We start from the raw sequence: 24,318 nt of genomic DNA on the forward strand, positions 1-24,318 counted from the left end.
TAATTTTCGAAAACAACAGGAGGTTTCATTAATGGCAAAAGAACATTATGAAAGAACAAAACCCCATGTAAATATTGGTACTATTGGCCATATTGATCATGGGAAAACTACTTTGACTGCTGCAATCACTAAAGTATTAGCAGCTAAAGGCCTTGCAAAGGCTGAAGATTATGCTGATATCGATGCAGCGCCAGAGGAACGTGAACGTGGGATTACCATCAACACCGCGCACGTTGAGTACGAAACCGAAAAGCGTCACTATGCGCATATCGATGCTCCAGGACATGCCGATTACATTAAGAACATGATTACCGGTGCCGCTCAAATGGATGGTGCTATTTTGGTTGTTGCGGCAACTGATGGTCCTATGCCACAAACTCGTGAGCATATTTTGCTTGCCCACCAGGTTGGTGTTGATTACATCGTTGTCTTCTTAAACAAGACTGATTTGGTTGACGATGATGAGTTGATTGACTTGGTTGAAATGGAAGTTCGTGAATTACTTTCAGAATACGATTATCCTGGTGATGATGTTCCAGTTGTCCGTGGATCTGCCCTTAAGGCACTTGAAGGCGACAAGGAACAAGAACAAGTCATCCTTGATTTAATGGATATCGTTGACGAATATATTCCAACTCCAGAACGTGACGACAGCAAGCCATTCTTGATGCCTGTTGAAGATGTCTTCACTATTACTGGTCGTGGAACAGTTGCTTCCGGCCGTATCGACCGTGGGGTTGTTAAGATTGGTGACGAAGTTGAAATCGTTGGTTTAGTTGACGATGTTTTGAAATCAACTGTTACTGGTTTGGAAATGTTCCGTAAAACCCTTGATGAAGGTCAAGCCGGCGATAACGTTGGTATTCTTCTTCGTGGTATTGATCGTGACCAAGTTGTTCGTGGCCAAGTTTTGGCTGCACCTGGTTCAATTCAAACTCACAAGAAGTTTGAAGGTCAAGTTTATATCTTGACTAAAGAAGAAGGTGGCCGTCATACGCCATTCTTCTCAAACTATCGTCCACAATTCTACTTCCACACAACTGATGTTACTGGTGTGATTGAATTGGAAAAGGGCGTTGAAATGGTTATGCCTGGTGATAACGTTACCTTTAACGTTGATTTAACGAAACCGGTTGCCATTGAAAAAGGAACCAAGTTTACCATCCGTGAAGGTGGTCATACTGTTGGTGCCGGTATTGTTAGTGACGTTAAGGACTAATTTCACTAAATAATATCCAAAAGCTGTGAGGCATGTTCCTCGCGGCTTTTTTTGTTGAAAGAATACGGGTGTTACCAATGTTGGTCAAAGGGTTTGGCAGCGTTATTTGACATGCGTAATGGACGATTTTAAATCGGCTCGCCAATGTTTTAGCTGCTAAAAGTTGCCAGTGTTTAAACACTTACAGATAATTTAACATTTTACATTTTGTTATTAATACGTTAAAATAACAATGTTATGCAATAAAGAATTGTAAATAAAGTTTGTCGTCTCGGAGGAAAAAAGATGTCTGCAAAATGGGAAAAGAAGGGTACCAACGATGGTGAATTAACTTTCGAAATTGGTACTGATTCTATTAAAAGCGGCTTAGACCGTGCATTTAAGAAAAATAAAAAAAATATTCGAGTTCCTGGATTCCGTAAAGGAAAAGTTCCTCGTGCCATTTTTAATCAAATGTATGGTGAGGAAGCTTTATATGAGGATGCGTTAAACATTCTATTGCCTGATGAATACTCAAAGGCTGTTGAAGAAGCGAAAATTGAACCGGTTGATCAACCTAAGATTGATGTTGAATCAATGGAAAAGGGTAAGCCTTGGGTAATTAAGGCTAACGTTACAGTCAAGCCCGAAGTAAAACTAGGGACTTATAAAGGCTTGAGTGTTCCTAAACAGAACACTCGGGTTTACCAGAAAGATGTTGACGCTGAACTTGAAAAGAAACGTCAAAATGAAGCTGAACTAGTTTTAAAAGAAGGCAAAGCAGCTGAAAAGGGCGATACTGTTGTCATCGACTTTGACGGAACCGTTGATGGTAAACCGTTTGACGGAGGCAGTGCCAAAAATCATTCATTAGAATTGGGCTCTAATTCATTTATCCCCGGTTTTGAAGATCAATTAGTTGGTCATAAGGCCGGCGATGAAGTTGACGTTAAAGTGACCTTCCCTGATGATTATCAAGCAAAAAATCTTCAAGGTAAGGAAGCAATTTTCAAGACTAAAATTCACGAAGTTAAAACAAAAGAGTTGCCAAAATTAGATGACGACTTTGCTAAAGATGTTGATGAAGACGTTGACTCTCTCGATGAGTTGAAGGAAAAGATCAAAGAAGACCTTAAGACTCAAAAGAAGAACGAGGCGCGCGAAGCAACCGAAGATGCCGCAATTAACCAAGCGGTTGATAATTCTGAAGTTAAAGATATTCCTCAAGCAATGTTAGATGAAGACATTCAACGTCAGATGGATCAATATCTTGCCGGTATGCAACAACAGGGCATCAATCAGCAAATGTACTTCCAATTAACCGGAACTAAACCGGAAGACTTGAAGAAGCAGTTTGCTGACGGTGCTGAACGACGGGTTAAAACAAACCTTGTCCTTGAAGCGATTGTTAATGCAGAAAAGATCAATCCAACCGAAGATGATATTAAGGCTGAGGTTAAAGATCTTGCTTCTCAATATGGGATGAAAGAGGACGCCGTTCGAAGTGCTTTAACCGATGACATGTTGAAACATGATATCGGCATTAAAAAGGCAATTGACTTGATTGTTGATTCTTCAAAGCAGGATGCGAAGGCAAAGGAAACTAAGAAAGACGATACTGAAGAAGACAAAGCTGAAAAGTAATCGTCACTTGTCCAAAAGATCCGTTTTTAATAACGGGTCTTTTTTTGAAGGAAGACTAAATGAGACCTAAGGGAGTTGGGAGCATCAAAGCATTTGACCTCTTTGAAATCCTTCTGATTGCATTTTCACTATTATATGTTAAAGTTACGTATAGTTGAAGAATGATGCGAACCAATTAATCACAACTGGATTGGTTGGCGTTAGTCTTCATTGTTTTAATTAGAATTAACTTCCAACTCTTATGGAGGAGTGAATATATTGTTCGAAGATAACGAATCAAATGGACCAATCACCTGTTCTTTTTGTGGTAAAACTCAGGATCAAGTGAAGAAAATTGTTGCTGGTCCAGGTGTTTACATTTGTAATGAATGTATCGACTTATGTAAAGAAATTATTGATGAAGAATTAGCACCTGAAAAGACATCTAAGGATTTACTAAAGGTTTTAACACCTGCCCAAATTCTGGATAAGTTAAATCAATATGTAATTGGTCAAAGCAATGCAAAGCGCACTTTGGCCGTGGCCGTTTATAATCATTACAAACGGGTAAACGAAATGATTAGCGAGCCAAACGATGACTTGGAACTTCAAAAGAGTAACATTTGCGTTATTGGACCGACTGGATCCGGTAAAACTTATTTGGCTCAAACGTTAGCTAAGATTTTAAACGTACCGTTTGCGATTGCTGATGCGACGACTTTAACCGAAGCTGGTTACGTTGGTGAAGATGTTGAAAACATCCTGCTGAAACTATTGCAAAATGCTGATTATGACGTTGAAAAAGCTGAAAAAGGCATTATTTATATCGACGAAATTGATAAAATTGCCAAAAAATCTGAGAACGTTTCGATTACACGAGACGTTTCAGGTGAAGGTGTTCAACAAGCACTCTTAAAGATCCTTGAAGGAACAATTGCCAATGTTCCGCCTCAGGGTGGCCGAAAGCATCCTCAACAAGAATTCATTCAAATTGATACCACTAACATCTTGTTTATTGTCGGTGGTGCATTTGATGGGATTGAAGGCATTGTAAAGAGTCGTTTGGGAGACAAGACTATCGGTTTTGGAACGGATTCTGATGAGGCTAAAAACGTTAACTCTAAGAATATCATGCAATCCGTCATTCCAGAAGACATGTTAAAATTCGGATTGATTCCTGAATTCATCGGTCGACTGCCAATTCTGACGGCTTTAGATAAACTTGATGAGCATGATTTGGTTCGGATTTTAACGGAACCAAAAAATGCTTTGGTTAAACAATATAAAAAACTGATCGAACTTGACGGCGCTGAACTAGAATTTCAACCAGCAGCACTTCAAAAAATGGCACAGTTGGCCATTGCTCGAAATACTGGTGCCAGAGGACTTCGCTCAATTATTGAGGATGTCATGCGTGATATCATGTTTGATTTGCCAAGCAGACATGATGTTTCAAAAGTCATTATTACACCAGAAACGGTTACAGATCATACTGAACCGCAACTTGTTTTAAAAAAGGCATCGTAACAAAGGGGAGTCTGATGTAAACTCTAATCAGTTTACCGTCAGACTCTTTTTTTATGCGTAAATGAAGAAAGGAATGGATGAAATGGACGTGCATCACGTTAACTTAACGATTAGCGCGGTTTCTGCGAGCCAGTATCCGAATACTCAGTTTCCTGAAATTGCTTTTGTTGGCCGTTCCAACGTTGGTAAGTCGTCATTGACGAATGTTTTAATTAATCGAAATGGTTATGCCAGAACGTCGAGTCAACCTGGAAAAACTCAAACGCTTAATTTTTATAACATTGAAGACAAACTCTTTTTCGTTGATGTACCAGGCTATGGCTATGCAAAAACTTCTAAAGCGAATCGCGAAAAGTGGGGCCACATGATTGAAAATTATTTGACCCAGCGAGATCAATTAAAAGGGGTCATCACATTGGTGGATGGTCGTCATGCACCAACCAGTGATGATGTTTCAATGCATGATTGGTTAAAATACTATGGCATCGATATTTTAACTGTAGCGACCAAAATGGATAAAATTGCGCGTGGTAAGTGGAACAAGCAAGCTTCAGTGATCACTAAAACGTTGCATTTAGAAGCAATGGAACCGTTAATTTTATTTTCTGCATTGACCAGGCAAGGGAAAAATGAAATTTGGCAATGGATTGAAGGGAGAATGTAATCGTGAATTTTGATGATTATCAAAGAGCGGCTAATCGTACTCTAATGGGGAAGGAACAAGTCTTAACCAACTGTGCTTTGGGACTAACAGGAGAATCCGGTGAGGTGGCCGACTTGGTTCGTAAGTACACGTTTCAAGGAGCTGAGTTAGATAAATCCCATTTGACAAAAGAATTGGGTGACGTTTTATGGTATTTATCGCAAATTGCTGAGTGGGCGGACATTTCCTTTGATCAAGTTGCGACCGAAAATATTAAACGATTGCAGCAGCGCTATCCGGCAGCGAAACATCATTTAAATCAAGTTAAACCATAATAATTAGCGTCTTACTTTGGCCAAACCAGGTAAGACGTTTTTTGTTGATTGAATGGTGTTAAAAAAATGTGAAGGTAGGCAGTGCCGACTGCTAATCAGCTGAATAAGTGGAGTTTTAATGGCCCAAATGTATATTAAACCTAATATTTTCAAAAATAATGAATAAAACGCAAAAATGGTTGCAATTAATGAATATAGGTGTTAACCTCATTACTAATTGATAATTCAGAAATTCGAGGGATAGATAAATGACAGAAAATAAAAAAGTAATTTTAGCTTATTCAGGTGGTCTTGATACCTCAGTTGCAATCGCTTGGTTGAATGATAAAGGATACGATGTGGTTGCTTGCTGTATCAATGTTGGCGAAGGAAAGGACCTTGATTTTATTAAACAAAAGGCCCTGAATGTTGGGGCAGTTGAAGCTTACGTCATTGATGCATTGGATGATTTTGCTGATCACTATGCGTCCGTTGCATTGAAAGCTAACGCAATGTATGAAGGGGCGTATCCGTTAATTTCAGCACTGTCACGGCCATTAATTTCAAAAGCGCTGGTTGATTTGGCCCATCAGGAGCATGCTCAAGCGGTCGCACACGGATGTACTGGTAAAGGAAACGATCAAGTTCGTTTCGAAGTAGCTATTCACAGCCTGGATCCCCAATTAGAGGTTTTAAGTCCGGTTCGGGATTGGCACTGGTCTCGTGAACAAGAAATTGATTACGCCAAGGAACACAATATTCCGATCCCAATTGATTTGGATTCTCCTTATTCAATTGATGCAAACATTTGGGGACGGGCTAACGAAGCCGGTGTGTTGGAAGACCCATGGCACAGTGCCCCAGAAGATGCTTTTGCAATCACCAACCCGTTGACAGAGACTCCTGATAAGCCAGCTGTCATTGAACTGACTTTCAAAAAAGGAGTGCCGACTGAACTGAATGGTCAGCCAATGAAATTTTCCGAGATTATTCAACAATTGAATGATCTTGCCGGGGAACATGGCATTGGTCGAATCGACCATATCGAAAATCGACTGGTTGGTATCAAATCACGTGAAGTTTATGAAGCACCGGCAGCAACAGTTTTACTTAAAGCTCATAAAGAGTTGGAAGATTTGACATTTGAACGTGACTTGGCTCATTTTAAGCCGACTGTTGAGAAACAATTAAGCGAACTGGTATATAACGCACTGTGGTTCTCACCACTAATGGACGCACTAAATGCCTTTATTGACCAATCACAGAAAGTTGTTAACGGGGTTATCAAGGTTCAGTTGTTTAAGGGCAATGTCACTGTCCTTGGACGTCAATCAGCTTCCTCACTTTACGACAAAGATTTGGCAACCTACACAGCTGCGGATTCATTTGATCAAGAAGCCGCCAAGGGCTTTATCAAACTTTGGGGTCTGCCAACTCAAGTTTATTCTCAAGTTCAGTTAAAAAATAAGCAATCCCAATTTGTTAAAGCTGTCGCAAAATCGCAAGCCAAGGATAAGGTTGCAATTCAAGGACAATATTCTTCTCATATGGGGGCTAAAAAATAATGAGCACCAAAAAACTCTGGGGCGGTCGCTTTCAACAGCAGGCTTCAAAATGGGTTGATGAATTTGGAGCTTCCATTTCATTTGATCAGCAGTTGGCTGATGAAGATATTGAAGGATCACTGGCTCACGTTAAAATGTTGGGATATACAAAGATTTTGGATGCTCAAGATGTTGACCAAATTGTGAATGGCCTTGAAGCGTTACGTGAAGAACTTCATGAAGGTAAATTACATTTTACTGTTGAAAATGAAGACATTCATATGAATATTGAGGCACTGTTAACCGAAAAAATTGGGCCGGTGGCCGGTAAACTTCATACGGCACGTTCGCGAAATGATCAAGTGGCAACTGACTTTCATTTATATCTGAAAAACCGCCTGCCAAAAATCATTGATGAAATTACAACGTTGCAAAAAACACTGGTTTCTATGGCAAGCCAAAACGTGGAGACAGTCATGCCTGGTTATACGCATTTACAGCACGCTCAGCCGATTTCATACGGCCATTACCTAATGGCTTATTACCAAATGCTGAAACGTGATAAAGAGCGGTTTAAGTTCAATATGACACATACGGACATGATGCCACTCGGTGCGGCTGCTTTAGCAGGGACCACTTTTCCGATTGACCGGGAATACACCGCTAAAGAATTGGGATTTGGCCAAATTTACGCTAATTCTCTGGATGCGGTTTCGGATCGGGATTTTGCCTTGGAGTTTTTAAGCAATAGTTCAATTTTAATGCTTCATTTATCTCGGTTCTGCGAGGAAATCAGCATGTGGGTCAGTCATGAATTTAAGTACTTGGAATTAAGTGACGCCTATACAACCGGTAGTTCGATTATGCCGCAAAAAAAGAATCCAGACATGGCCGAACTGATTCGTGGTAAAAGCGGTCGAGTATACGGCCATTTAATGGCGTTGTTGGCAACAATGAAGTCTCTACCATTGGCGTATAATAAAGATCTTCAGGAAGACAAAGAGGGCGTTTTTGACACAGTAAAAACGCTGTTGCCATCACTGAAGGTTTTTAATGGGATGATTAAAACAGCTCGTCCCAATGTTGAGCGTATGAAGCGGGCAACCGAAAATGACTTTTCAAATGCCACTGAATTGGCTGATTATCTGGCAGCAAAGGGAGTGCCCTTCCGAGAAGCCCATGGGATTGTTGGCCAATTGGTATTAAAAGGATTACAAACTCATCAAAATCTTCAGGACATGTCTTTGGCCGATTTGCAGCAGGCATCTCCTAAAATTGAAGCTGATGTTTACCACGATCTTAAATCAGAGGTGGCGGTCGAGCGTCGACATTCGCTTGGTGGAACAGGTTTTGACCAGGTAAAAAAGCAGATAGAACAGGCTAAAAAAGAATTGGGTGACTAACAAGCCATCATTTTAAAAATGGTGATCATTTATCGAATTAGCCAAATCTAATTACAGCTTAAAAGATCCCGTGCGATCAACACATTGACGTGCTGATTACACGGGATTTCCCTTTGCAAGTTTAATGATGAAAAATTCAAAAGATGAATTTGCGTCCCAAACTGTTTTCGAATTGGATTCAACAATTACATCAATTAGGGGCGATCCTGTTCCGGATGCTTCTTCTCTTTCTTTTTCTTATCTTTGTCGTTTTTCTTGTGTTTTAAAAACTTATCACGTTTATCATCGTCAATATTCATTTCAGCAAACTTGCCGAAGATGGCGTCTAGGTCATCCTGTCGATTAACTTTGAGTGACATTTCGTTCATCTCCTTATCTCTACTTCGAGAACATCATATCAAAATTAAGGCCGAAAGTCACTTTTCATAGATTGATTTCGGTTTTTAAAGTTGCTAAGGGCTTAATACTTGAATAGAAATGGTTAGTGAATGATCTTTTTAACTGTATATATACATTAATTTTGATTATTTCTGAATAAATACAACTAATTTTTATTTTTTATTGCATAAACAACAAAATAGGGGTAATATATTCTGTATTATCAGTTTGGGAGAGGAAAAGTTAATGAAAAAGAAATGGAAAGCAATTGTTCAAATTGTATTAATGGTTGCCACATTAATGGCAATCACTTTAAGCCAAACAAGTCCGGCTTCGGCTGCGGATAACTCGTTACAACGGGTTAAACAGCGTGGTGAGCTGATTATGGTGACCAGTCCAGATTACCCGCCATATGAGTTTCAAGTTAATAAGGGCGGCAAAAGTCGAATTGTTGGGATGGATATCGATGTGGCCAAAAAAGTCGCTAAAGATTTAGGTGTTAAATTAGTGATCAAAAGTATGAATTTTGATTCGCTGTTAGTAGCAATTCAAACTGGAAAAGCTGATATGGCAATTGGTGGGATTAACCCAACCAGCGAGCGTCGCCAAAGTGTCGATTTTTCAGATATTTATTATTCAGGCGGTCAAAGTTTTTTGATTAATTCCAAAGATGTTAATAAGTATAAAAGTGTTAAAAATCTTCGGGGTGCCACAATCGGAGCGCAAACCGGGACTTTACAGTATGGATTGGCAAAGAAGAGAATTCCTGGTGCGACTGTCAAGGGGATGGATAAATCAACCGACTTGGTACTGGCATTAAAGACCAATAAAATTGACGCACTGGGAATTGAAAAGCCAAGTGCGGAAGCTTATGTCAAAAATGATCCCAGTCTTAAGATGATTCCTTCAGGCTATCATCTTAATAAGAACGATGTCGGGGCCGCCATTGCATTTAAAAAGGGTTCCACCAGTTTGGTGAATGCTGTTAACAAGAGTATTGTTCAAATTAAAAAGCACCACTTAACTGACAAGTATTTGGCGGGTGCCGGAAAATACATGAAGGTTAATACAGTTAATACATCAATGTTTCATTATTGGACCTACTTTGCAAAAGGGGTCGAATATACCATTCTAATTTCGGTTGTTTCGACTTTCTTCGGCGTGTTGCTGGGAGTTATCTTGGCACTAATGCGATTTAGCAAGCAAAAATGGTTGCGAGGACTGGCAATCAGTTATACCGAATTTATTCGGGGAACGCCTTTGATGGTTCAGGTTTTGTTTGTTTACTTTGGGATTGGCGTGGTTGTTAATATTCCAGCGTTGATTTCTGGTATGATTGCCGTTTCACTTAATAGTGGGGCTTACGTTGCCGAAATCATTCGTGGTGGGATCAACTCAGTTGCTAAAGGACAAACTGAAGCAGCAGAAAGCTTGGGATTAACTAAACGGGACATGATGCGTTACGTAATTTTGCCGCAAGCTTTTAAAAATATCTGGCCGGCTTTGGGGAATGAATTTATTTCGTTAATTAAGGAAAGCTCAATCGTTTCAATTATTGGTGTTACTGATTTAATTTACCAGTTGAACATCGTCCGAGCTGATACTTACCGGGGCGTCATGCCAATCTTCGTTGCCATGGTTCTTTACTTCTTAATGACGTTCTTATTAACCAGACTACTGAACTACTACGAAGGGAAGATGAAACATGCAGGATAATGTAATTGAAGTAAATCAGTTGAGCAAAAAGTTCGGCAATAATACAATTTTAAAGAATATCAGTGGCACAGTTAAATCTGGTCAGGTGATTTGTGTCATTGGTCCTTCGGGTGCGGGCAAAAGTACTTTCTTACGATGCTTGAATTTATTGGAAAAGCCTACGACCGGTGAAGTTAAATTCAAAGGCACGGATCTGACCCATGTCACCGGAAAGCAATTATTGGATTTACGAGAACGAATGGGGATGGTTTTTCAAAGCTTTAACTTATTCCCTAATATGACCGTTTTAAAGAATTTAATGTTGGCACCGATGCGGGTCAAGCAGATGAGTGAAGAACAGGCTAAGGAAACCGCGATGCATTTATTGGGCCAAGTCGGCCTGAAGTCAAAGGCAGAAGCCTATCCAAGTAGCCTTTCTGGTGGCCAACAGCAGCGGGTGGCAATTGCGCGAGCTTTGGCAATGAATCCGGAAGTGATGCTGTTTGATGAGCCGACCAGTGCTTTAGATCCGGAAATGGTTGGTGAAGTATTGGAAGTTATGCAGGAACTTGCCAATGAAGGAATGACGATGGTTGTCGTCACACATGAAATGGGTTTTGCCAAGTCAGTTGCCAACCAAGTCTGGTTTATGGCTGATGGGTTTATCCTTGAAAAAAGTTCGCCGGATGAGATGTTTGAAAATCCACAAAATGAACGGGCTAAAGATTTTATTAGTAAAATTATTGAAGCCAAGTAATGGACTAAAAATAAGTCAATGGTTAATCTATTGACATTTAAGTTAACAGAAGTCGCATCCTTAAATAACTAAAAGGGATGTGGCTTTTTCATTTCATTCAGGTGTGATATGATGCAACTTAAGCCAATTATTGAGCTTGAATATTTGAAGCAAACGTACATTCGAGTTATACTTTTAAGAGTAGAGATTGAATAAAGGAGTGAACATTTTTGGCAAGCGAGTATTTGGAACATAAATTATCATTACTGCCGGATTTACCGGGATGTTATTTAATGAAGGACATCAACGGCAAGATTATTTATGTTGGAAAAGCTAAAAATTTGAAGAATCGTGTTCGCTCATATTTCAAAAGCAGTCACGAAGGAAAAACCGCCCGATTGGTTTCTGAAATTGCTGACTTTGAAACGATCATAACTTCAACTGATAAGGAGGCATTCCTGCTTGAAATTACCTTAATTCAAAAGCATCGCCCTTACTTCAATATCAAATTAAAGCAGGGACATAGTGGATATCCCTATATTAAAATTACGAATGAACGAGATCCCCAGATTAAGATCGTTAACACGCTGCTTAAGGATGGCGCTTATTACTTTGGGCCCTATCCAAATGTTTATGCGGCAGAAGAAACGGTTAATTTTCTTCAAAAGGTTTATCCACTTCGTCGATGCAATGGCTTTCAGAACCGTCCCTGCCTCTATTATCATATGGGTCAGTGCCTGGGGGCTTGTTTTAAGGTGGTACCAAAGGAAGTATACGATCGCCAAATTAAACGAATTAAATCGTTTTTGAATGGCAATGTGGGTCATGCCAAGCAAATGTTAACCAAGCGGATGCAGGACGCTTCGGCAAAAATGGAATATGAGCGGGCTGCAGAAATTCGTGATTTGATTAAATATATTGAAATTACGGTTGAAAAGCAGAAAATTATTTCTCATGATAATACACCGCGAGATATTTTCAATTACTATATGGATAAGGGTTGGTTATCAATTCAAGTCTTCTTTATTCGCCAGTCGCGTTTAATGAAACGTGAAAAACGACTTTTCCCGATTATTACTGATCCGGAAGAAGAAATGGTAAGTTTTATTTCTCAGTTTTATAAACAAAAGAATCAGTTATTACCAAAGGAAATTTTAGTCCCCAATTCATTGCCGACAGATGTGGTTAGTTCCGTCGTCGAGAATGTCCCTGTCAGAACGCCCCAGCGTGGTCAGAAACGTGACTTGCTGGAAATGGCCGGCAAAAACGCCCAACTGGTGCTTGAAGAAAAATTTCGATTGTTGGAACTGGATGAAAGTAAAACTACCGGTGCAATGAAAGAATTAACGGATGCCATGGGAATTCCGGAAGGCCACCGGGTAGAGGCGTTTGACCACTCGCATATTCAGGGAGCAGATTTAGTCTCGGCAATGGTGGTCTTCGTGGATGGTCAGCCCAATAAAAATTTGTATCGAAAATATAAGTTAAGGACGGTTGACCACGCTGATGAAGCTGCCAGTACCAGAGAAGTGATTCGGCGACGCTATACGCGATTGCTAAAAGAACATGCCGAAATGCCTGATTTAATTTTGATGGATGGTGGCACGATCCAAATGAATGCGGTTAAGGATGTTCTTGAAAACGAACTTGGACTTGATATTCCGGTTGGCGGCATGGTTAAAAACGAACATCATCAAACTGCGGATTTGTTGTTTGGTGACAGTGATACGCCGCTTCACTTGGATCCTAAAAGTCAGGGGTTTTATTTGCTTCAACGGATTCAAGATGAAGTTCACCGGTTTGCAATTACGTATCATCGTAAGGTGCATACTAAAAACTCGCTGGGATCACGATTGGATTCAATTAGTGGAGTCGGCCCTAAAACTCGAAATAAGTTGTTGCGAAAATTTGGCTCACTTAAAAAAATTTCTGAAGCCCCAATCGCGGATTTGAAAGGATTAGGGATTTCGGAGACGGTTGCGCAAACAATTAAGTTCTCATTAAGTAAAATTGACGAAGAACGTAAGGTTGTTAATTATCAGGATAAAAAGATCATCAATTAGCTTCAGATTTCTTAATCTTTTGTTCTTTTTTTCAGTTTTCTTTGACCTTCCGATGTAAACTCGGTATACTTCAAAAGGTATTAGTTTAGATGCGTTTTGAAGTTAAGGATTAAGCTGAAATGGTGATAAGATGTTTGTAGATCAAGTAAAAATTAATGTCCAGGCCGGAAATGGCGGTAACGGAATCGTTGCCTTTCGACGAGAAAAATATGTTCCTAACGGTGGACCGGCTGGTGGTGATGGTGGTCATGGCGGAAATGTTATCTTTAAAGTTGATTCAGGGATGAATACGTTAATGGATTTCCGTTACCATCGAAAGTTTAAGGCTGATAATGGTCGAGATGGTGGCAATAAGTCAATGACCGGTCGGAGTGCCGAAGATCTGGTAGTTCCGGTACCGGAAGGAACAACTGTCACGAATACCGAGACGGGTGAAGTCATCGGCGACTTGTTAAAGCCGGATCAAGAATTGGTAGTTGCCAAAGGTGGCCGAGGTGGTCGTGGCAATATTCATTTTGCCAGCGCAACCAACCCGGCACCGGAAATTGCTGAAAATGGTGAACCAGGTCAGGCAGCTTCTCTGAGCCTGGAGTTAAGGGTTTTAGCCGATGTTGGCCTGGTTGGGTTCCCGTCTGCTGGGAAATCAACCTTGCTTTCAGTGATCACAAGTGCTAAACCTAAAATTGCGGGCTATCATTTTACAACACTTGTCCCAAATCTTGGGATGGTTCGGTTGGATGATGGTCGGGATTTTGTGGTTGCTGATTTGCCTGGCTTGGTAGAAGGTGCTTCAAAAGGCGTCGGCTTAGGATTTCAATTTTTGCGACATGTTGAACGGACACGAGTGATTTTGCATCTCGTAGACATGTCCGGTATTGAGGACCGTGATCCTTATGAGGATTACCAGGCGATTAATAAAGAATTGGTTGAATATGATCCAACCATTTTGCAACGACCGCAAATTGTCGTCGCTACTAAAATGGATTTACCAAATGCTGAAGAAAATTTAAAGGCTTTTAAGAAACAACTGACGGGTAAACAGTCAGCGAAGGATGATGGTCGGGTTCCAGAGATCCTGGCGATTTCATCAGTGACTCATTCAGGCTTGACCAAGTTAGTGAACCAAACGGCTGAATTATTAGAACAGACGCGATCACAAGCAGAGAAACAGCCTCAAACCACGTCAGCTACTAAAGAATATGACTTTGATGAATCGACGACACCAGCCTTTCAAATCTCGTTTGATAAAACAATTGATTCTTGGGTTATTTCCGGGAAAAAGATTGAAAAACTGTTTCGAATGACGGATACAGCTCATGATCAAAGTATGTTAAGATTTGCACGCCAAATGAGGGGAATGGGCATTGATGATGCACTAAGAAAAGCTGGCGCAAAAGATGGTGATACGGTTACCATCTTGGACTTTTCATTTACGTATGTCGCATAAGAGAATGTTGATTAGAAAAGTAATTTAATTTAGGACAGGGAAGATTTTAATGCAACAAGTTCGCTCACAACCAACAGGAAAAAGACTTAAGAAGAGCCGATATATTACCGGTTTTGACGGTATTCGGGCACTCGCTGTCGTGGGGGTAATTGTTTATCATTTATTGCCTTATAATCTACAAGGCGGGTACCTCGGCGTGCCAACGTTCTTCGTTGTATCGGGTTATTTGATTACGGATTTATTATTACAAGAGTGGGAGCAAAATGGCAGCATTGATTTTTGGGGATTTTACGCCCGAAGATTAAAGCGTCTTTACCCGGCTCTGGTATTTATGCTGGTGGGGACCGGCACGTACATAACCCTCTTCGAACGATCGCTTTTAACCAATTTAAGATCGATTATTACGACCAATATGCTGTATTTGTATAACTGGTGGGAAGTCGGTCATGGTCAAAGTTATTTTGATCGTTTTAACGGAGAATCGCCTTTTACCCACTTATGGTCGCTTTCAATTGAAGGCCAATATTATTTAATTTGGCCATTGATTTTAACTGCATTGATTTTAATTGTGAAGAAAAAGAGGACCATTGCTTATATTTTAATGGCCTTTGCTGTGTTATCAGGATTATTGATGGGATTCTTATATACCGGTCCCAATACCTTAAATCGGGTTTATTATGGGACCGACACCCGGATGTTTTCGATTATCTTTGGTGCACTGCTAGCGATTATTTGGCCGTCGACGCATTTAAAGAAAACTATTACAACAGGCTCCAAGTGGACATTGAACATGATTGGGTTATTATCAATTGCTGTTATGGCACTGATGTTCTTTGAGTTGTCGGGACAGAGTACCTTTACCTATCGTGGCGGAATGTTCATTATGGCAATTGTTTCAACGACACTGGTAGCTGCTTGTGCGCATCCTGGCGCAAATATTAACCGGTGGTTAACCAATCCAATTTTTGCCTGGATTGGTACTCGGAGTTATGGTATTTATTTATATCAGTTTCCTGTGATGATTTTTTATGAAATGCGGGTTCGTGACATTGCGGCTCACCCGGTTTTAAATGCATTAACGGAAGTCGTTTTAATAATGGTGATTAGTGAATTATCCTATCGGTATATTGAACGACCGTTACGGCATTATCATTACAAGAAAATTGGGCAATTCATTGTGAAATTTGTTAAACCTAATTCACCATATGGGTTTAAACGATTATGGTTGGTTCCTGCTTTGGCACTGATTGGCATTTGCCTTTACGGAAGTGCAATTGCACCGACCAAAGAACAAAAAAGTGCGCTTCAGGAAAACATTTTAAAGAACCAGAGTCGGGCAAGCGTTCATAACAAGGCGGCTCTGGCAAAACAAAAAAAAGCCAAGAAATTGGCCGAAAATAAACGAAAAATGCGGGCTTTGTTGAATAAGAAGCTGACGCGTCGGCAATATTTAATTGCCAAGAAATATCATTTGAATAAGCAGCAGTATTTAATTGCCGCTCATCAGCCGTTAACGGCGGTTGGTGACTCCATTATGGCCGACAATAGCCATGACTTGCAGACTGTATTTAAACAAGCGTATGTTTCTGCAAAGGTTGGTCGACAGGTTTGGCAGGCCGGTGATGTTTTAAGGTCACTTAAAACACAGGGTGAATTGGCACCAAATGTTTTGATTAATTTGGGAACCAATTCGCCGATGACCTCAGCGCAAGTGGCTAAGGTTGTCAAAACCATTGGCAAGGGACATCGCATCTTTTGGGTTAATACGCACGTGCCAACCCGAAATTGGGAAACTGAGGTTAACGCAACGCTTGGTAAAGCGGCCAAAAAGTATCATCATTTTTATGTGATTGATTGGCACGATTACAGTGTTGGCCGTTCGGAGTGGTTCTGGCAGGATAATGTTCACCCGAACCCACAGGGAAATGTCCGTTATACGCATTTAGTTGCGAAGGAAATTGCCCAAACATTGGCTAAAACTCATTAATTTAATAACCACTCAAAAAGTGACTTGGACAATTTTTGATTTGTTCAAGTCACTTTTTGGAATTTTTAATTTTGAGATGATGACTCTATGAGAGTTTAATTTGTAAGGATCGACTTGGTGCGGCAGCGGCTTTTGCGCCTGAAGCCTTAAAAGCGGGTCCAAAATGAATGATCAGTTTCGTTGCAGGCTGCTGAGCGTAATGATATAAATAACCATTCAGGACGAATCGCTGCGATTGGCCAGAAGCAAGATGTTGGCCGGCTGACGAATCCGTGAGTTGGTTTGAAGTCTGAAGTGTCTGACCACGATTTGTTTTAACCGAAGCGGCGCCGTTCAAAACGATACTAACAGGTTGATTATTTGTTATTCGATAATTAACGACAAAAGTATAATAAGTATCTGGGACGGTAGGTAGGTTTAACGCTTGAGAAGCTGCCTGCTTTGCGGCCGCTGTTTTAGCTGTATTTTTTAAGACGCGCACATTTAAGATTTGATAACTGATCCTGTGCTGTTCTAAGTCAGCCACTGAATGATTTTTATCATTTTGAACTAATTGCTGCTTAGTACCGAATCGATCGTATCGAAACTGATGATTGTTGGTTAAGTGACCACTTTTAACGTAGTTCTTATTTTGAACTTCCTTTTTAGGCACCTGATAGTGGTAATGACTCAGATCGCTGCTGGACTGACTTGAAGTAGCAGACGATTCATCATTAGCCATTTTGGCACTTAATGCGGCTTTCTCTTTACGTTGGTGATTGCTATGGTGTGTTCCTTGGCAGCCGGCTAATCCCAAAGCAAGTATGGCAGTGACGGCGAAAATTAGTTGATGTTTTTTCATTTTTTTACCCCTAATAAAAAACAATTGATTTATTAACAATTCTAAACCCAAAAACAAGTTGGCGGTTAGTTAATGTTCGCAAATTTGTTTGGGGAGGTAGCGCTCTGGTTCTAGTTAAAAATTGATCTAAAGTGATGGTTGCCGTGCCACTTTTAGATTTAGCTATTGAAGCCAGAAAAAGGGCCCCCTTGGTTTTGGTTAATTGATTAACTGGAACAAAATGATCTTCTTTTGCTAATAAAAGTGTGAATTTTCGATTCAAAGTCGCGGTGGCACGGTAAAATTCATCCAGATTCACGAAGACCCTCTCCTTTATCTAATGAATATTTTACCTAAATTATGATACAATTGAAATTGCTTTTCAGTGATTGAATCCAAAATTGCTGACCGATTAAAAGAGTTAAGGAAACGATAAACAATGCAAATTGAATTTTTAGGAACCGGAGCTGGTTCTCCGGGAAAGTTTCGAAATGTTTCAAGTCTGGCTTTAAAATTACTGGATGAAATCAATTCAGTTTGGTTGTTCGATGTTGGTGAAGGGACTCAACACCAAATCTTACGATCAACGATTCGTCCCAGAAAGATTGATAAAATTTTTATTAGTCATTTACATGGTGATCATATTTTTGGCCTCCCAGGTCTATTGAGTAGTCGTTCATTTCAAGGTGGAACCGAGCCGTTAGATATATATGGGCCAAAAGGGATCAGAGAATATGTCGAAGTTAGTTTGAAAATTTCGGCAAGCCATTTAACTTATAAAATTCGCTTTCATGAATTAACCAGTAAAACGAATGGCTTAATTTTTAAGAGTGATAAATTTTCTGTTTATGCAGCGCCGTTAGATCATGGTATTTTAAGTATTGGATACCGGATTGTTGAACATGACCATCCTGGAGAATTAATGGTGGATAAATTAATCAAGCTTCATGTTCCTTCTGGGCCAATTTATGGTCGCTTAAAGGCTGGTGAAACGGTTACTTTGGATGATGGTCGAGTGATAGACGGGCATCAGATGATTGGTCCGGCTCAACCAGGCAGAATCGTGACTATTATCGGAGATACCAGGAAAACGGAAAATTCGGTTAAATTGGCTCAGAATGCTGATGTCTTGGTTCACGAAAGTACGTTAAGTAAAAGTGAAGCTAAGTTAGCAAGGAGTCACTATCACTCAACTAATGTTCAAGCTGCCCAAATTGCTAAAAAGGCTCATGTCAAGAAACTGCTACTTAATCATATTTCAGCACGCTATACAGGGAAGAGTGTGCATGAACTTGAAAAGCAGGCTCGCGCGGTTTTTCCAAATACGAAGGTTGTTAAAGATTTTGACGTGTTTGATATTCCGTTTCACAAGTTTTAAAACCAGATTTGCATGATGAATTGATTGACATATTTGTCATGGGAACTGTCGGTAGCGGTAGTTTAGGGCTAAGGAGGGTTTTCTTTGAAAAAACAAATCACAACAATTGTTAGCATTATTTTAGTGATTTTAATTGCTATTTTTGCAATGCTGAATTTAGAGAAAGTTAATGTGAGCTTTGGCTTTACTGAAATTAATATTCCGTTGGTCTTTTTGATTTTAGTTTGTTTATTGATTGGCGCATTAATTATTTTCCTGTTTTCTTCTGCCCAAAACCTCAAAAAGAATCGAGAGTATCGTGAATTACAGCAACAAAGTTTAGAACGACAGCGTGAGTTAACGGCTGAAATCGACCAATTACAAGAGAGTTTGAAGAACCTTGAACTTCGATTAAAAAACTCTTCTGGAAAGCAGGAAATTGGTGCAAAAGATCAACAAATAAATGAACTTGAATCAGAAATCGAAAAATTGTCTAATAAGTTGTCATCTCAAAAGTAAGGTAGCGTGTTTTTTATATGATTGATTCAAAATTTAAGTGGCAAACTGATCAGCATGTTGATCAAGAACAGGTTCAGAAATTTAGTGGTGCTTTAAAAATTCAACCGCTGGTAGCGAAAATTTTACTTCAAAGAGGAATTAAAACACTCGAAGCGGCCCAAGATTTTTTAACCCCGTCAGCCAAGGATTTTCATGATCCGTATTTGATGCATGACATGGAAAAAGGTGTCAAACGGATTCGTCAGGCCATTGAAAATGAAGAGCAAATTACTATTTACGGCGATTACGATGCGGATGGCATTACTAGTACTACGATTATGTACGAAACGCTGACTGATTTAGGGGCTAACGTTGATTACTATATTCCAAATCGATTTTCAGACGGTTATGGGCCAAATGCTGATGCTTATCGCAAAATAATTAATGGTGGTACGACTTTAATTATTACAGTTGATAATGGTGTGGCGGGGAATACAGCGATTGATGTCGCAAACTCGTTAAATTGTGATGTTGTTGTCACCGATCACCATTCATTACCGGAAAAGCTTCCCAGCTCATATGCGATTATTCATCCTCGGGTAAAAAGTTCAGACGGTCATGGATATCCATTTGGTGACTTGTCTGGAGCCGGTGTGGCCTTTAAAGTTGCTCAAGCATTGATGGAGGAGTTGCCGGTTGACTTAATTGATGTAGCAGCAATTGGAACAATTGCTGATGTGATGTCACTAAAGGATGAAAATCGAGCCGTTGTTAAATTTGGACTAAATGCGATTCAAAATACTCAGCGGCCTGGATTGATGGCGCTGATTAAAGTGGCTGAAATTGATGTGGCTAAGTTGGATGAGCAGGATATTGGCTTTGGACTGGCACCCAGGCTTAATTCACTTGGAAGAATTGGTGATGCCGGCGTTGGAGTAGAACTACTTTCAACGTTTGACGAACAGCGGGCAACTGAATTAGCCGAGTTTGCCAATCAACAAAACGATCGCCGAAAGTCATTGGTAGATCGAATTTATCAGCAGGCAATCCAAATGGTGGGGTCGACGGTTGCCGAAAAGACGTTGGTAGTTGTTGGTGATAATTGGCATCAAGGCGTTCTAGGAATTGTTGCCAGTAAATTGGTGGAGAAGTATAGTCGACCAGCCATTGTGCTAACCTCTCAAGAAGAAAGTAATGAATTAAAGGGGTCCGGACGAAGTGTCGATTCATTTGATCTCTTTAAGGCAATTGAACCGATTCGTGATCAAACTGTGGGCTTTGGTGGGCACCATTCTGCTATTGGTTTAACAATTGCCAAGGATAAAATTTCCGTACTCAAAGACCAGTTAAAAAAAGCGGCCGAGGATCAACAGCTGGACCTAAGCCAAAAACCGTCTATAAAAATTGCGGCGCAGGTAACGGCTGATCAGGTGAATGATCAATTTATTCAAGATTTAAAAGTATTGGCGCCATTTGGCCAAGATAACCCCAAACCGATTTTTGAAGTCAACTATGACCAGCTTAGCGATGTGCAGACGATGGGGAAAAACGGTGATCACCTCCGCTTTAAATTGTTAAAAAATGGTCATCAGTTGCCAGCAGTGGCTTTTGGAATGGGAGCGGTCGCTTCAAATATAAGTGACGGCGCACTAAAGGTTGCTGGCGAACTCACCGAGAACACTTGGAATCACCGTACTACCATCCAATTGATGGTAACGGATTTGCTTCAAGCACCGTTGCCGGTTGTTGACGAGCGAACACAGCAGCTTCATAAGCAAATGTTTGTCCGGCAGGGGATTTATGTTTTTTTCCATGCTAATGTGTTAACACAGTTAAAGCCTTATCTAAATGATGACTCTTCTGCTTTGATGTATAACCAAGTAGACCCAGAGGCAACTTCTGGTAAGAACTTATTTATTGTTGATTGTCCAGATGCCATTGCTGACTTGACAACGTTATTACGTGACAGCCACCCAAAGACAACGGTCTTTTATCTTTACAAGAAGCACTTAATCTCAAAAATGGGGATGCCAGATCGAAATTCTTATGCTAAACTATTTAAGTTCGTTAAAACTCATCCAAATTTAAATATCGGGACTCATTTGCAGCCACTAGCTCAACAGCTGAATTTGGCTTCAAAGACAGTCGTTTTTATGATCCAAGTTTTTTTGGAGCTGGATTTTATCAAGATTCGCAATAGGATTATTAATTTGAATCCAAATTACCTTTCAAAGGATTTAAAATCTGCACCTAGTTATCATTTGAGAGAAGAACAATTAGAGACTGAGAAGAAGCTGCTGGTCTCTAATACGAAAGAATTAGTCAGTTTTGCCAAAAACTATTTGGACAACTGATGAAAGGAAGAAAGAATATGTCAATCGATTTCTCTAAGTATATTGCATCCTATCCTGACTTTCCGGAGCCTGGCATCCTGTTTCGGGACATTTCACCTCTGTTGGAAGATGGGGAAGTGTATCGGGCAGCAACCGATCAAATTGTCCAGTTTGCAAAGGATCGCAACGTTGAAATGATCGTGGGCCCCGAAGCACGTGGCTTTATTGTGGGATGCCCGGTTGCTTATAAACTGGGGGTTGGTTTTTCGCCAGCTCGTAAAAAAAATAAGCTTCCTGGTGAGACTATTGAAGAGAGTTATGGATTAGAGTATGGAAAATCGTCATTATACTTGCGTACAAACGCTGTTAAGCCGGGCCAGCGGGTTTTGGTTACCGACGACTTATTGGCGACTGGTGGCACCATTGACGCTACAATTCGGTTGGTTGAAAAATTAGGCGGAGTTGTGGTTGGTACCGCCTTTTTGATTGAACTAACCGAACTTAAAGGTCGAGAAAAAATCAAAGACTACGATTTCTTTACATTGCTGAAGTATTAATTTAAAACCATGTTTGATATTTTCAACAGATAGACTTTTTGACGGTGGATGGGAGTTTAGACTTTGTAGTTTCCAATTTTTTCGAGGCCGTGGTTTATTTTGATTCGCCAAAGCCTTTTGTTTCATTGGTTAAACTTGGTAAGTGATAATTAATAATTTACAATTGGCTCCAGAATTGATATAATACTATCTGTTGTGGAGAGTTGGCAGAGTGGTAATGCACCGGACTCGAAATCCGGCGAACCGGTTTTGCGCCGGCGCGCAGGTTCAAATCCTGTACTCTCCTTATTTTGAGATAGTAGATCATTTTAAAGTCTTGCTAATCGTTGCATTAGCAGGGCTTTTTGCTTTGTAAGAAGTGATAAAAATATTTTGAAATGATTTTTTAGTGCCTAATTAATAATTTTGAGGACGCCGGGATGCTTTTTAAACACTTATAAAGCTTATTGTATTAACGCTTACATACAGAGAACCGGAACAAAAAAATTAGAAATTTCCGAGTGCTCAAGAGCCCTTTTGCTTTTTTGTTATATCTTGTGATGACATAAAGAAAGTTGTTATGGTAAAAAATGTTGCTTACTTAGTGATTTTTACCCAGAAGCAATGATATTGTTAGCGTCATATTCTTAGAGGTTTCTAAGACAATCATGATTGGACGAAAAAAATTCGAAGTTGCCGATTATGCTGATGACATTCTAGGATTTGTTATAGTGGATCGCTACAATCTTTTTTGAGATAATTAAAAAAGCGCTGATTCAATGGACAAAATTTGTCTAAAGAATTCAACGCACTTATCATGGTTATTATTTTTCTGGAGTTAATTTTGCTTTTATAAAGCCAACTAGGGCGGGGATTAGTGAAATGACCACAATTCCAATGATAACCATTGAGAAGTTGGCTTTAATAATTGGGATATTGCCGAAGAAATAGCCAGCACCACAACAGATTGCGACCCAAGTAAAGCAGGCGGAAAGATTATACTTAACAAACTTAGTGTATGGGAAATTACTGGTTGCGGCAACAAAGGGGATCAGTGTTCTAATAATTGGCATGAACCTTCCAAGAAAGATAGCCATTGCACCGTACTTATTGAAAAAAGTTTGGGCTTTATTCAAGTCTTGTTCTTTAATAAATTTTCCGAGGACTTTGTGACGTGGAATAAGTTCACCAAATTTTTTACCAAGAAAGAAGTTTAGGGAATCACCAGCAGCCGATGCAACAAGAAACAGGATTAAAAATAGTACGATGTTTAAACCATATGTTGCATTTGCTGCCAAGGCAGCTGCTGCGAACAGTAACGAATCTCCAGGTAAAAAAGGGAAAATAACAATTCCGGTTTCAATGAAGATAATGGCAAACAAAATGAGATAGGCTGAATTACCAAAGGTATTAACAATATTAACTAGATGATCATCGATGTGTAGGATAAAATCGACAAGGGTACTCACAAGATCATTCCTTTCGATTGTTTTATATATGATTTTACCAAATTAATATATTTTTTTATAATTAAAGGTGTACCTTAACTAAAAAACAACTTTTGAAAGTGTCCATTTGGCGGAAAAATAAGAATTTTTATTAATACGGTTTCAACAGGTTAAATTTTAGTGTAGGGATACCAAGGGCTTACAGATAAATTGACGATAAAAAATAGAGCTGTCAGATAAGGCCGATTTTGAAGGGATGAAGTAGATATGAATTTAAAAGTTGGTATGAAGGTTAAGGGAGTTGTTACTGGGATTCAACCATATGGTGTCTTCGTTGATTTGGGTAATCAAAATCAAGGTTTAATTCATATTTCGGAATGCCAAGCTGGTTACGTGGAGGATCTCGATCGTTTATTTAAAGTGGGACAGACAGTCATCTCGTTAATTATTGATATTGATGAGTATACAGGGAAAATCAGCTTATCAACTCGCAGTAAGGAAGTTAATATTGATGTTTTGAAAGAATCTGTTGTCAGTCAATTTTCTCGGCATCATTATTGGACAAATTATCGATTAGATCTTGGCTTTTCTACACTTTCAAAGAAACGCGGGGAGTGGCTAAGGGAAGCTGAAGAATTTTTTTCCCGGATTTAAAATTGAACTGCAACGCTGAGCCAGGTATACAAATAGGCCATAGAGACCTACGCTTGATAGTGACTAAACAACTCAAGAAAGGACTTCTCTATGACCCAGATCAAGCATACTACT

General features: G+C 39.8%; 21 protein-coding genes and 1 tRNA gene. 18 read left to right on the forward strand and 4 right to left on the reverse strand.

What is annotated here, in order from left to right:
- Positions 1-31 precede the first annotated feature (31 nt).
- The 7 genes from tuf (at position 32) to argH (ending at position 8,252) form a co-directional block, all read left to right on the forward strand.
- Positions 32-1,219 (forward strand): elongation factor Tu, encoded by a 1,188-nt coding sequence (gene tuf, locus ED605_RS03640; protein ID WP_121977536.1) that lies wholly within the window; start codon positions 32-34, stop codon positions 1,217-1,219.
- A 285-nt stretch (positions 1,220-1,504) separates the two neighbouring features.
- Positions 1,505-2,842 carry a trigger factor gene (gene tig, locus ED605_RS03645; RefSeq protein WP_121977537.1) on the forward strand — a complete coding sequence of 446 codons (1,338 nt, stop codon included), beginning with the start codon at positions 1,505-1,507 and terminating at the stop codon, positions 2,840-2,842.
- A 258-nt stretch (positions 2,843-3,100) separates the two neighbouring features.
- Entirely contained in the window at positions 3,101-4,348 is a 1,248-nt protein-coding gene (clpX, locus tag ED605_RS03650) for an ATP-dependent Clp protease ATP-binding subunit ClpX (protein WP_191981337.1), read from the forward strand.
- Positions 4,349-4,430: 82 nt separating this feature from the next.
- Entirely contained in the window at positions 4,431-5,012 is a 582-nt protein-coding gene (yihA, locus tag ED605_RS03655) for a ribosome biogenesis GTP-binding protein YihA/YsxC (RefSeq protein ID WP_121977849.1), read from the forward strand.
- A 2-nt stretch (positions 5,013-5,014) separates the two neighbouring features.
- Positions 5,015-5,326 carry a nucleoside triphosphate pyrophosphohydrolase family protein gene (locus ED605_RS03660; protein ID WP_121977539.1) on the forward strand — a complete coding sequence of 104 codons (312 nt, stop codon included), beginning with the start codon at positions 5,015-5,017 and terminating at the stop codon, positions 5,324-5,326.
- A gap of 248 nt (positions 5,327-5,574) precedes the next feature.
- Positions 5,575-6,870 carry an argininosuccinate synthase gene (locus tag ED605_RS03665; protein ID WP_121977540.1) on the forward strand — a complete coding sequence of 432 codons (1,296 nt, stop codon included), beginning with the start codon at positions 5,575-5,577 and terminating at the stop codon, positions 6,868-6,870.
- Positions 6,870-8,252, forward strand: coding sequence for an argininosuccinate lyase (argH, locus tag ED605_RS03670; RefSeq protein ID WP_121977541.1), 1,383 nt, complete (start codon positions 6,870-6,872; stop codon positions 8,250-8,252). The genes ED605_RS03665 and argH overlap by 1 nt, the downstream gene beginning before the upstream one ends.
- 194 nt (positions 8,253-8,446) lie before the next feature.
- On the opposite strand, the gene ED605_RS14550 is transcribed toward argH, so the two are convergent.
- On the reverse strand, positions 8,447-8,611 hold the full coding sequence (locus ED605_RS14550) for an SPJ_0845 family protein (protein WP_162919737.1): 165 nt from the start codon (positions 8,609-8,611) through the stop codon (positions 8,447-8,449).
- 265 nt (positions 8,612-8,876) lie between these two features.
- Between ED605_RS14550 and ED605_RS03675 the strand changes: the two genes are divergently transcribed.
- The 5 genes from ED605_RS03675 to ED605_RS03695 all read left to right on the forward strand — a co-directional run bounded on the left by ED605_RS03675 (position 8,877) and on the right by ED605_RS03695 (position 16,558).
- Positions 8,877-10,346 carry an ABC transporter substrate-binding protein/permease gene (locus ED605_RS03675; protein ID WP_121977542.1) on the forward strand — a complete coding sequence of 490 codons (1,470 nt, stop codon included), beginning with the start codon at positions 8,877-8,879 and terminating at the stop codon, positions 10,344-10,346.
- Positions 10,336-11,082 (forward strand): amino acid ABC transporter ATP-binding protein, encoded by a 747-nt coding sequence (locus tag ED605_RS03680; RefSeq protein ID WP_121977543.1) that lies wholly within the window; start codon positions 10,336-10,338, stop codon positions 11,080-11,082. The genes ED605_RS03675 and ED605_RS03680 overlap by 11 nt, the downstream gene beginning before the upstream one ends.
- A 209-nt stretch (positions 11,083-11,291) precedes the next feature.
- A complete protein-coding gene (uvrC, locus tag ED605_RS03685; protein ID WP_121977544.1) occupies positions 11,292-13,124 on the forward strand; it encodes an excinuclease ABC subunit UvrC in 1,833 nt (610 codons plus the stop codon).
- A gap of 130 nt (positions 13,125-13,254) precedes the next feature.
- Positions 13,255-14,571 carry a GTPase ObgE gene (obgE, locus tag ED605_RS03690; protein WP_121977545.1) on the forward strand — a complete coding sequence of 439 codons (1,317 nt, stop codon included), beginning with the start codon at positions 13,255-13,257 and terminating at the stop codon, positions 14,569-14,571.
- A 49-nt stretch (positions 14,572-14,620) separates the two neighbouring features.
- On the forward strand, positions 14,621-16,558 hold the full coding sequence (locus ED605_RS03695) for an acyltransferase family protein (RefSeq protein ID WP_121977546.1): 1,938 nt from the start codon (positions 14,621-14,623) through the stop codon (positions 16,556-16,558).
- A gap of 85 nt (positions 16,559-16,643) precedes the next feature.
- On the opposite strand, the gene ED605_RS03700 is transcribed toward ED605_RS03695, so the two are convergent.
- On the reverse strand, positions 16,644-17,399 hold the full coding sequence (locus ED605_RS03700) for a hypothetical protein (protein WP_121977547.1): 756 nt from the start codon (positions 17,397-17,399) through the stop codon (positions 16,644-16,646).
- 10 nt (positions 17,400-17,409) lie between these two features.
- Entirely contained in the window at positions 17,410-17,697 is a 288-nt protein-coding gene (locus tag ED605_RS03705; protein WP_121977548.1) for a hypothetical protein, read from the reverse strand.
- Between the two features lie 120 nt (positions 17,698-17,817).
- On the opposite strand from ED605_RS03705, the gene rnz reads away from it, so the two are divergent.
- The 5 genes from rnz to ED605_RS03730 all read left to right on the forward strand — a co-directional run bounded on the left by rnz (position 17,818) and on the right by ED605_RS03730 (position 22,409).
- Entirely contained in the window at positions 17,818-18,756 is a 939-nt protein-coding gene (rnz, locus tag ED605_RS03710; RefSeq protein WP_121977549.1) for a ribonuclease Z, read from the forward strand.
- An 84-nt stretch (positions 18,757-18,840) separates the two neighbouring features.
- The gene (locus ED605_RS03715; RefSeq protein ID WP_225419034.1) at positions 18,841-19,254 is read left to right on the forward strand and encodes a LapA family protein; all 414 of its coding nucleotides are present in this window, start codon (positions 18,841-18,843) and stop codon (positions 19,252-19,254) included.
- Between the two features lie 17 nt (positions 19,255-19,271).
- Complete coding sequence (gene recJ, locus ED605_RS03720; protein WP_121977550.1) at positions 19,272-21,587, forward strand: single-stranded-DNA-specific exonuclease RecJ; 2,316 nt, start codon at positions 19,272-19,274, stop codon at positions 21,585-21,587.
- Positions 21,588-21,604: 17 nt separating this feature from the next.
- Positions 21,605-22,123: an adenine phosphoribosyltransferase gene (locus ED605_RS03725; RefSeq protein WP_191981338.1), complete on the forward strand. Its 519-nt coding sequence runs from the start codon at positions 21,605-21,607 to the stop codon at positions 22,121-22,123.
- A gap of 197 nt (positions 22,124-22,320) precedes the next feature.
- Positions 22,321-22,409 (forward strand) — tRNA-Ser (locus tag ED605_RS03730).
- A gap of 517 nt (positions 22,410-22,926) precedes the next feature.
- Here the strand turns inward: ED605_RS03730 and ED605_RS03735 are convergent.
- A complete protein-coding gene (locus tag ED605_RS03735) occupies positions 22,927-23,571 on the reverse strand; it encodes a VTT domain-containing protein (RefSeq protein WP_121977552.1) in 645 nt (214 codons plus the stop codon).
- Between the two features lie 246 nt (positions 23,572-23,817).
- Here ED605_RS03735 and ED605_RS03740 point away from each other — a divergent pair, with 246 nt between their 5' ends.
- Positions 23,818-24,204, forward strand: coding sequence for a CvfD/Ygs/GSP13 family RNA-binding post-transcriptional regulator (locus ED605_RS03740; RefSeq protein WP_121977553.1), 387 nt, complete (start codon positions 23,818-23,820; stop codon positions 24,202-24,204).
- Positions 24,205-24,318: the final 114 nt, after the last annotated feature.

It is taken from the genome of Lentilactobacillus raoultii, from assembly GCF_900411375.1.
GTDB lineage: Bacteria > Bacillota > Bacilli > Lactobacillales > Lactobacillaceae > Lentilactobacillus > Lentilactobacillus raoultii.

Bases quoted from the DNA above. Each gene is read 5' to 3' on its own strand.
- ED605_RS03675 (WP_121977542.1), top strand. From the start codon at position 8,877: ATGAAAAAGAAATGGAAAGCAATTGTTCAAATTGTATTAATGGTTGCC.
- ED605_RS03665 (WP_121977540.1), top strand. From the start codon at position 5,575: ATGACAGAAAATAAAAAAGTAATTTTAGCTTATTCAGGTGGTCTTGAT.
- ED605_RS03740 (WP_121977553.1), top strand. From the start codon at position 23,818: ATGAATTTAAAAGTTGGTATGAAGGTTAAGGGAGTTGTTACTGGGATT.
- ED605_RS03680 (WP_121977543.1), top strand. From the start codon at position 10,336: ATGCAGGATAATGTAATTGAAGTAAATCAGTTGAGCAAAAAGTTCGGC.
- recJ (WP_121977550.1), top strand. From the start codon at position 19,272: ATGATTGATTCAAAATTTAAGTGGCAAACTGATCAGCATGTTGATCAA.
- obgE (WP_121977545.1), top strand. From the start codon at position 13,255: ATGTTTGTAGATCAAGTAAAAATTAATGTCCAGGCCGGAAATGGCGGT.
- yihA (WP_121977849.1), top strand. From the start codon at position 4,431: ATGGACGTGCATCACGTTAACTTAACGATTAGCGCGGTTTCTGCGAGC.
- argH (WP_121977541.1), top strand. From the start codon at position 6,870: ATGAGCACCAAAAAACTCTGGGGCGGTCGCTTTCAACAGCAGGCTTCA.
- ED605_RS03725 (WP_191981338.1), top strand. From the start codon at position 21,605: ATGTCAATCGATTTCTCTAAGTATATTGCATCCTATCCTGACTTTCCG.
- ED605_RS03700 (WP_121977547.1), bottom strand. From the start codon at position 17,399: ATGAAAAAACATCAACTAATTTTCGCCGTCACTGCCATACTTGCTTTG.
- tig (WP_121977537.1), top strand. From the start codon at position 1,505: ATGTCTGCAAAATGGGAAAAGAAGGGTACCAACGATGGTGAATTAACT.
- ED605_RS14550 (WP_162919737.1), bottom strand. From the start codon at position 8,611: ATGTCACTCAAAGTTAATCGACAGGATGACCTAGACGCCATCTTCGGC.
- tuf (WP_121977536.1), top strand. From the start codon at position 32: ATGGCAAAAGAACATTATGAAAGAACAAAACCCCATGTAAATATTGGT.
- ED605_RS03695 (WP_121977546.1), top strand. From the start codon at position 14,621: ATGCAACAAGTTCGCTCACAACCAACAGGAAAAAGACTTAAGAAGAGC.
- rnz (WP_121977549.1), top strand. From the start codon at position 17,818: ATGCAAATTGAATTTTTAGGAACCGGAGCTGGTTCTCCGGGAAAGTTT.